The organism is Microvirga rosea (assembly GCF_020595095.1).
GTDB classification, from domain to species: domain Bacteria; phylum Pseudomonadota; class Alphaproteobacteria; order Rhizobiales; family Beijerinckiaceae; genus Microvirga; species Microvirga rosea.
Genome location: NZ_JAJDOP010000014.1, coordinates 57615 through 66843 on the forward strand (window position 1 = coordinate 57615; position 9229 = coordinate 66843).

The window sequence follows — 9229 nt, forward strand, 5'->3', positions numbered from 1 at the left end:
GACAACAGGCATATCTGCCCGGAGTGATGAGGAAGACAGCCTTTGTCATCCGGCATCACTCTCCAGTGGGCCGAGCTCCCTCGGGCCGGCCACCTGTTTTTCGATTGGACTTTCCGCGGCGTGAAAGGTTCGCAGCGCCTTGATGACAAGAGGCTCCAGCTTGTCTCCCTTCTGGTTTGCATATGTCGTAATGGTATCCCGCATATGGGGCGTCCAAAAGGCCGCCAGGTGGTCACGGATTCCGGCAACAGCTTGCTCTTCGGGATATGATTTGAAGAAGCTCGCGATTTGGTTGGCGGTGCGGACCAGTTTTTCCGTGCTCATGACGATGCATCCGGCAAGCTCAGGCGCTCGCGGCCGTGGAAGACCGTCATCGTATCATGGCGAGCGAGGGCGATCAGCGTCATATCGTGGAGACGTGCACGCTCCAAGGCAAGTGATGTGGGAGCCGAAATAGTCACGAGTGTCCGTCCGCCGAAGGACGCGACCTTCTCCACCAATTCATAGGAGCATCGGCTCGTCATGATGAAGAAGCCCTCGTTCGGGGGAGTGGATGATCGAAGAAGAGCGCCGATAAGTTTGTCCAGTGCATTGTGGCGCCCCACATCTTCCCGCACGGCGCACACATTGCCGCCCAGGTCCGCCCATGCGGCAGCATGAACCGCGTGGGTCGCCTCATTGAGTGGTTGATTTACTTCAAGAGCCGCAAGAGCTTTAAGGACATGCTCAGGGGACAGGCTCGGTGCGTGTCCAGAGACCGGCCGCGCCTTCGGCAGCGCATCCAAATCCTCGATCCCGCAAAGGCCGCATCCTGTGCCGCCGGCCAAAGCGCGTTTGCGCGCCAGATGTGCGTGGAGCCGCTCTGACGAGAGGTCCATCATGATCTTTATCCCTCGCTCCTCCCGTTCGATATGAATAGAGCGGATATCGTCAACTTGGCCAATAACACCTTCTGTCAAGCTGAAGCCGACAGCAAAATCCTCAAGATCTGCAGGACTTGCCATCATGACGGCGAAGGGCATGCCGGCATAGACGATGTTCACGGGCTCCTCGGCTGGAACGAAACGCTCTACAGAGAGACAGCTACCGCTGCCGAACGAGATCACATGAGGCCTGACCTCGACACTAACCGGAAGGACGGATCGGGTTTTACTCCGCGGCATCGAGCTTTGTCTCGATGCGCTTGAGGGTGCGATCCTCCTCCAGGAATTTCTCCTGCCAGTCGGACATTCTGTTCGTGCGTCGCACTTGTACCGCTGTCACCTTGTATTCCGGACAGCTCGTCGCCCAGTCCGAATAATCCGTCGTCACGACGTTGGCGCCGGTTTTGGCATGATGGAACGTCGTATACACGACGCCCGGCTGCATCCGCTCGCTGATCCGGGCTCGCAATGCGATAGCGCCGGAACGACTTTCCAGAGATACCATATCTCCGTCTTCGACTCCCCGACTCTCCGCATCGAAGGGATGAATTTCGAGGACGTCCTCCTCATGCCACCGGCTGTTCTCGGTGCGGCGCGTCTGCGCCCCGACATTGTATTGGCTTAAGATCCGTCCTGTAGTCAGGAGCAGAGGGAAACGAGGCCCTGTACGTTCCTCGGTCGGAATGAACTCGGTCAGCATGAACTTGCCCTTGCCTCGTACAAACCGGTCCACATGCATCGTCGGAGTACCATGGGGCGCTGCATCGTTGCATGGCCACTGGACGGATCCCAACGCCTCGATCTTCTCGTACGAGACGCCGGCGAAGGTCGGCGTCAGTCGCGCGATCTCGTCCATGATTTCGCTCGGATGCGCATAGGACATCTCATAGCCGAGGGCATTGGAAAGCGCGATTGTCACCTCCCAATCGGCCATTCCAGCAAGAGGAGACATGACTTTTCGAACACGGTTGATGCGCCGTTCCGCATTCGTAAATGTCCCATCCTTCTCAAGGAATGAGGAGCCCGGGAGAAAGACATGGGCGTATTTCGCGGTTTCATTGAGGAAGATGTCCTGAATGACGACACACTCCATGGACCGCAGGCCGGCCGTCACATGCTGTGTGTCCGGATCCGATTGTGCAATATCTTCGCCCTGAATATAGAGCCCCTTGAAGCGACCATCGACGGCCTCATCAAGCATATTCGGTATGCGAAGGCCCGGCTCGCCTTTGAGCGGTACGTTCCAGAGAGCCTCGAACATGTTTCGGGTGGCATCATCCGATACATGCCGGTAACCGGAAAACTCGTGCGGAAAGGATCCCATATCACAGGAACCCTGCACGTTGTTCTGCCCGCGCAAGGGGTTAACGCCGACACCGATACGCCCGAGATTTCCCGTCGCCATGGCAAGGTTCGCCATACCCATGACCATGGTAGACCCCTGGCTGTGCTCGGTTACACCCAGCCCGTAGTAAATCGCCGCGTTGCCCCCTCTCGCGTAAAGCCGCGTGGCTCCACGAACGTCGGAAGCTCGCACGCCCGTCAAGTGCTCGACCGCCTCCGGCGCATGTCTTTCGTCAGCAATGAAGCGGGCCCAGGATTCGAAATCCGCCAGTTCGCAGCGTTGGCGCACGTAATCTTCATTGACAAGACCTTCCGTCACGACCACATGGGCGATGGCATTGATCAACGCGACATTGGTGCCCGGAAGGAGCTGCAGATGATAATCCGCAGTAACATGGGGAGACCTTACCAGATCGATACGGCGAGGATCGATCACGATGAGGCGAGCGCCCTCACGAAGACGACGCTTCATGCGGGAGGCGAAGACGGGATGTCCGTCCGTCGGGTTGGCCCCGATGACCACGATCACGTCAGCATGCGCGACCGACGCAAAATCCTGAGTACCGGCGGATGTTCCAAGGGTGGTCTTAAGACCATACCCGGTTGGAGAATGGCAGACGCGAGCGCAGGTATCGACATTGTTGTTACCGAACCCGGCGCGAACAAGCTTCTGGACCAGAAAGGTCTCCTCGTTCGTGCAACGCGACGACGTGATCCCGCCAATGGAGTCGACGCCGTACTGTGCCTGAATGCGCTTGAATTCCTTTGCGGCGTAATCGATCGCCTCCTCCCAGGAAACCACCCGCCATGGGTCAGTGATCTTCTTGCGGATCATCGGCGTCGTGATGCGATCCTTGTGAGTCGCATAGCCCCATGCGAAACGGCCTTTGACGCAAGAGTGGCCTTCGTTCGCTTTCCCATCCTTGTACGGCACCATGCGTACGACGGTGCTGCCTTTCATTTCCGCCTTGAAGGAACATCCAACCCCGCAATAGGCGCATGTGGTAACGACCGAATGTTCGGGCTTCCCGAGACTGATCACGCTCTTCTCATTGAGTGTCGCCGTCGGGCAGGCTTGTACGCACGCTCCACATGAAACGCATTCGGAACCAAAGAAGTTCGTACCGCCGGGTGAAACGCGGGAGTCGAATCCACGCCCCTCAATCGTCAACGCGAATGTTCCTTGAACCTCCTCGCAAGCACGCACGCAGCGAGAGCAGACGATGCACTTCGAATCCTCGAAAGAGAAGTAGGGATTGGACGCATCGGTCCGAGCCTCAAGGTGGTTCTCACCCGCATACCCATACCGGACGTCCCGCAGCCCCACATCCCCGGCCATGTCCTGAAGCTCGCAATCCCCATTGGCCGAGCAGGTGAGGCAATCGAGCGGATGGTCCGAAATGTAAAGCTCCATGACCCCGCGCCGCAGATCTGCCAGACGCGGCGTCTGGGTATGGACCACCATGCCGGCTGCGACCGGCGTCGTGCAGGAAGCGGGCGTTCCTTTCCGCCCCTCGATCTCCACAAGGCAGAGGCGGCATGAGCCAAAGGCCTCGAGCATATCGGTGGCGCAGAGCTTTGGGATTTTCGTACCCATCATCATGGCTGCCGCCATGACGGATGTTTCTGCCGGCACGGTTACCGCTTGTCCGTCGATCGTCAGGGTAACCATCGTCTCCGATTTGCCGAGAGGTGTGCCATAGTCCACTTCTTGGATGAGAGCCATTGTGCTGCTCCTCACTCGGCTGCCGGGGACAGCCGCAGGGCCTTGTCGAAATCTTCGGGGAAATGAGCCAAGGCGCTCCTCACAGGGACTGGCGTCAGCCCACCCATCGCGCACAACGACGCATCCGTCATGAGCTGGCACAGGTCATCGAGAAGGGTGAAGTTCTTCTCCCGCTCGATCCCCGCGAGAAGCCGGTCCATGACCTCGACGCCCCGAACGGCGCCGATGCGACAGGGCGTGCATTTTCCGCAGCTTTCAGCCGCACAGAATTCGAACGCAAACCGCGCCTGCTGCGCAAGGTCGACACTGTCGTCGAAAACGACGATTCCGCCATGGCCGAGCATACCCTTGGCGGCGGCGAGGGTTTCATAATCGAATTCCAGGTCCAGCATGGTCGCGGGAAAGTACGCACCGAGTGGACCTCCGACCTGCACCGCACGGACCGGCCGCCCCGTTGCGGTTCCACCTCCGAAGTCGAAAACGAGTTCTCGAAGGGTCGCGCCGAAGCCGATCTCGACCAGCCCGCCCCGCTTCACGTTTCCCGCAAGCTGCACCGGTATGGTTCCGCGCGAGCGGCCCATTCCGTAATTCGCATAAGCTTGGGCGCCCCGTGCCAGAATCCACGGCACCGCAGCGAATGACAGAACGTTGTTGACCACCGTCGGTTTGCCGAAAAGTCCCTTGAGCGCCGGCAAGGGAGGCTTGGCCCGGACAACGCCGCGCTTGCCTTCCAGGCTTTCGAGAAGAGACGTTTCCTCGCCGCAGATATAAGCGCCAGCGCCCAAACGCGTCTCCAGCGTGAAGCAACGTCCCGATCCCGCAACCGAGGCGCCAAGGTAGCCGGCCTCAGTCGCGATGGTGATGGCGCGGTTCATGGCCCGGAAGGCATGGGGATATTCGGACCTGATATAGACGAATCCCTTCGTGGCGCCGACCGCCAAGCCTGCGATGATCATTCCCTCGATGAGGCAGAAGGGATCACCTTCCATCAGCATTCGATCGGCGAAGGTCCCGCTATCCCCTTCATCCGCGTTGCAAACGATATACTTCTGATCCGCCTGGAGATGCAGGACCGTCTCCCATTTGATCCCCGTCGGGAAACCGGCTCCGCCCCGCCCTCTCAAGCCAGAGGCCTTCACCTCCGCGACCAGAGCGGCCGGCTCAAGGCCAAGGGCACGATCAAGGCCCGCGAACCCGCCATGGGCGCGGTAATCCTCCAAGGAACAGGGATCGACGATGCCACAGCGGGCAAAGGTCAGACGGCTTTGACGTGCAAGATAGGAATGGTCCTCCAGGCGACCGAGCTTTTTGGGATGAGGCATTCCCTGGAGAAAGCCCGCCTCGAAGAGACTGGATATGTCCGCCGCATCCAGGGGACCATATGCAATCCTCCCATCCGCGGTCTCGATCTCCACCAGAGGCTCGAGCCAGAACAGGCCGCGCGAGCCGGTCGCGACAACGTCAAGCGCCGTTCCACGTCGGGCCGCTTCCTCGCCCAGGAGGAGACCGATCTTGTCTGCGCCGAGCGCCAATGAGGCGGCATCCCTGGAGAGATAGACCCTGGTCACGAGCGTCTCGCCTCCTGGATGAGCGCCTCAAGCTTGGCAGCATCGAGACGGCCGATGGGCTCCCCATCATAAAGCCCGGAGGGCGAGCACATACAAAGGCCGAGGCAATAGGCTCCCTCTACCGTCAAGGCCCCATCCGGCGTCGTCTCGCCCCAATCGATCCCCAGCTTGGCCAGAAGGTCTCGGGACAGGATGGGAGCATTCATGGCCTGGCAGGCTTCGGCCCTGCAGAGCTTCAGGATGTGCCGACCGGGAGGAGCGCGGCGGAAATCGTGGTAAAACGTCAGGACTCCATGGACTTCGGCTCTTGAGAGATTAAGGGCCGAGGCCACCAGCGGGATGGCGTCGTCCGGGATGAAGCCGAACTCCTCCCGCAGGGCGTGGAGAACGGGCAGCGCGGCACCATCGAGCGACGCATGGGCGCCGATAATCTCGCTGGCGCGGGTCTCATCCCATCGAACCGACTTGGACATCTTCTCCCCGGGAAGAATCCTGATTGGGGAAGACTGATCAAGTTCGGCCTCGGGCGCAATAGAGCCTTTCCGCGCCACGATAGAAAAATCTGCCATTCCGGTCCGACAGCCTGGCGGAAGGACATCCGGTTTCCGCCACGGAGCAGTCGCAGGAGGGCCTGAGGATGGGCCCGAACCGGCTAAGGACGAGCTCGAGACACCGTCGGGATCCATGATCGGGACGGAATGCCGATATCATGCAGGGATATTGAAGACCCGTGGCCGAATCCCGGATCAAAACGAAAAACCCGGGGCGTTCTGCCCCGGGTCGATCAGGTTTTTCAGGCAAGTGCCCTTAGATGAAGAGGATTTCCTTGTAGGAGAAGTTCTTCAGAGCCTTGTTGTTGGTGAAGGTGGCAATCGCCACCCCGGCCTTGGAGCCCGAGCCGTCCGCATCGTAGTACAGCACCCGCTTGTGCGAGTCGTAGACAAAGAAATCGTCCTTGTCCTTGGCCGTATCCAGGCTGAAGAACTTGCTCGCCATCTTCAGCGGCTTCTTCTCGGTGCCCTTCTTGGTCGCCGCGTACAACGCCTTGTTGGCCTTGAACAGGGCATTGTCGAGCCAAAGCGTGTCGTCCTTGACCGAGTAGTCCTTGATCAGGTCCTTGTTCTTGGACTTGTTCAGCTTGGTGTCGAACACGAACGTGTCCTTGCCCTTGCCGCCGGTAAGCTGGTCGTTGCCGAGCCCGCCCCACAGCTTGTCGTTGCCGAGACCGCCGCCGAGCTTGTCGTTGTACTTGCCGGCCTTGAACACGTCATTGGCCGTGCTGCCCGCCGTGATCTCGCGGGTGACATCGCCGACATTGATGGCGAAGGTCTGGGTGCTGAGCCCGCCCTTGCCGTCGGAGACCTGGACGGTGACGGTGTGAGCCTTGGCCTGCTCGAAGTCGAGGCGGAAGCCGTCGGCGACCAGGATCTGGTTGCCGGCGATCTTGAAGCGGCCCTCGGCGGTGTTGGTGAGGCTGTAGCTGAGGCTGTCGCCGTTGGGATCGGTGGCCGCAAGCGTGCCGACCAGCGTGCCGGCAGCGGCGTATTCAGAGGCCGTGTTGCCGCTCAGAACCGGCGCCGACGGACCCTGATTCGTGGGCGTAGGATTGTCACTGGGATCGTCGGTCAGATTGATCCGGATGACCTGCTCTGAGGACTTATTATCCGCGTCTGTCGCTACAACAGTGATGTCATAATACTTCTGACCGTTCGGGAGCACATCCCAATCCAGCTTGGCACCATCGGCCACGAGGATCTTCGTCTTGGTGGCATCGAGCATGAAGCGTCCGTCAGCGCTGCTGCCCAATGAGTAGGTAACGCTTTTCCCTTCCGGATCATGGGCCGTCAGTGTGCCGACTTCCGTATTGGTTTGCGTATTCTCGGCGATGGTTACGGAAGTCGCGCCATTGAGCTTGATGTTGTCCGGGCCCTCGTTGACGTCGGAAACCTTGATTTCGAAGGCCTGAGTGGCGCTGAGTCCGTTTGGCTTTCCGTCATCTGCCTTGAGATAGACTTTGACGGACTTGGTGCCATCGGCATTCTTTCTGGCCTCGGAAAGATCTTCAAAGTTGACGCCGGCCTTGAGCTTCAATTTCTTGTTGCCCGTACCGGAATTATCAATTTCAAACAGGCTATTGTCGTTGCCGACGACGGTGTTGTCGAAGATCCAGTCGAAGTCAGTGTCGTCGTTATCATCATCAGCCGAAAGGTTGCCTGTGAAGGCATCATTTTCATTAATGGAGACAACCGTTCCGCCATTCAGTTGTAGGTCCTTCGGAGCCGAGTTGGCAGTCGCGCCAACTGTGACCTCGTAGTCTCGGGTATAGCGCAGAGTGTTAGTGGTGCTGTCGTAAGCTACCACCGTCAGGGTCTTGCCATCAGTCGCTGCGTTGATCACGCCGTTCGTGGTGATCTGCCCGGTATCCTTGTTGATCGTAAACTTGCCGTCAGACAGCGCAATCTGGCCGCCCACCAGGAACCCGTACTCGTTGTTGTCGAAGGCATCACGGGTGTCGTCATCTACCCAGGTTGCCTTCACCACGTTGGCATCTTTTGCCGTGCCAACGGTGATCGTCTGCGCGTTAGTGTAGACAATGTCCTTTGGCGCTTCGTTCATGTCGTCGAGGTAAACCTTGACGGTCGTGATGCCGGAGGTCTGACCGGTGGCGCCGCTCTCCTTAGCCCGCACCTGCAGCTCAAAGTACTTCTTCTCATTCGCCTGACCGGCGTTCTCGACCTTCAAGCCGATGTTGGTTGCCTCGTAATCGGCGCCGCCGATATACGAGATCTTGCCGTTGGCGTTGATCGTGAAGAAGCTGCTGCCAGGAGCAGTCACGATCTCGTAGCCGAGCGTCGTGCCGCCGACTCCGTCGTCGTTGGAGGTTGCAGTCGCTACCGTATCCACTTGGTGGCCGGTGCCTTCGGTCAGAACGACAGGCGTCGTCACCGTCGGCGTCTGCGGAGGCTGATTGTCCTGCGCATTAACAGTGATCTGTTTGGTTTGAGTAAAGCGCAGAGTGTTGTTGGCTTCATCATAGGCGATAATGGTCAGGGTCTTGCCGTCAGCCGTTGAGTTGATCACGTCGTTCGTGGTGATCTGGCCGGTGTCCTTGTTGATCGTAAACTTGCCATCAGACAATAGGATCTGGCCGCCCACAAGGAAGCCATATTTGTTGTTGGCGGTGAAGGCCGCGCGGGTATCTTCGTCCGTCCAGGTCGCCTTCACCACATTGGCATTGGCACCTGTGGTACCAGCTGTGATCGTCTGCTCATTAGTAAGGTTGATAGCCTTCGGCGCTTCGTTCACGTCGTCGAGGTAAACCTTGACGGTTGTGATGCCGGAGGTCTGACCGGTGGCGCCGCTCTCCTTAGCCCGCACCTGCAGCTCAAAGTACTTCTTCTCATTCGCCTGACCGGCGTTCTCGACCTTCAAGCCGATGTTGGTTGCCTCGTAATCGGCGCCGCCGATATACGAGATCTTGCCGTTGGCGTTGATCGTGAAGAAGCTGCTGCCAGGAGCAGTCACGATCTCGTAGCCGAGCGTCGTGCCGCCGACTCCGTCGTCGTTGGAGGTTGCAGTCGCTACCGTATCCACTTGGTGGCCGGTGCCTTCGGTCAGAACGACAGGCGTCGTCACCGTCGGCGTCTGCGGAGGCTGATTGTCCTGCG

The 9229-nt window shown here is 59.1% G+C and carries 6 protein-coding genes; all 6 read right to left on the reverse strand.

Annotated elements, in window-relative coordinates:
- Positions 1 to 45: 45 nt before the first annotated feature.
- A complete protein-coding gene (locus LJD17_RS21275; protein WP_227386209.1) occupies positions 46 to 324 on the reverse strand; it encodes a formate dehydrogenase subunit delta in 279 nt (92 codons plus the stop codon).
- Positions 321 to 1163: a formate dehydrogenase accessory sulfurtransferase FdhD gene (gene fdhD / locus LJD17_RS21280; RefSeq protein ID WP_227386210.1), complete on the reverse strand. Its 843-nt coding sequence runs from the start codon at positions 1161 to 1163 to the stop codon at positions 321 to 323. Before fdhD ends, LJD17_RS21275 begins: the two co-directional genes overlap by 4 nt.
- On the reverse strand, positions 1150 to 3993 hold the full coding sequence (fdhF, locus tag LJD17_RS21285; protein ID WP_227386211.1) for a formate dehydrogenase subunit alpha: 2844 nt from the start codon (positions 3991 to 3993) through the stop codon (positions 1150 to 1152). Before fdhF ends, fdhD begins: the two co-directional genes overlap by 14 nt.
- An 11-nt stretch (positions 3994 to 4004) precedes the next feature.
- Positions 4005 to 5561: a formate dehydrogenase beta subunit gene (locus tag LJD17_RS21290; protein ID WP_227386212.1), complete on the reverse strand. Its 1557-nt coding sequence runs from the start codon at positions 5559 to 5561 to the stop codon at positions 4005 to 4007.
- Positions 5558 to 6034 (reverse strand): formate dehydrogenase subunit gamma, encoded by a 477-nt coding sequence (locus LJD17_RS21295; RefSeq protein ID WP_227386213.1) that lies wholly within the window; start codon positions 6032 to 6034, stop codon positions 5558 to 5560. The genes LJD17_RS21290 and LJD17_RS21295 overlap by 4 nt, the downstream gene beginning before the upstream one ends.
- A gap of 334 nt (positions 6035 to 6368) precedes the next feature.
- Positions 6369 to 9197: an Ig-like domain-containing protein gene (locus LJD17_RS24285; RefSeq protein WP_319799716.1), complete on the reverse strand. Its 2829-nt coding sequence runs from the start codon at positions 9195 to 9197 to the stop codon at positions 6369 to 6371.
- Positions 9198 to 9229: the final 32 nt, after the last annotated feature.

Bases quoted from the DNA above. Each gene is read 5' to 3' on its own strand.
- LJD17_RS21275 (WP_227386209.1), bottom strand. From the start codon at position 324: ATGAGCACGGAAAAACTGGTCCGCACCGCCAACCAAATCGCGAGCTTC.
- fdhD (WP_227386210.1), bottom strand. From the start codon at position 1,163: ATGCCGCGGAGTAAAACCCGATCCGTCCTTCCGGTTAGTGTCGAGGTC.
- fdhF (WP_227386211.1), bottom strand. From the start codon at position 3,993: ATGGCTCTCATCCAAGAAGTGGACTATGGCACACCTCTCGGCAAATCG.
- LJD17_RS21295 (WP_227386213.1), bottom strand. From the start codon at position 6,034: ATGTCCAAGTCGGTTCGATGGGATGAGACCCGCGCCAGCGAGATTATC.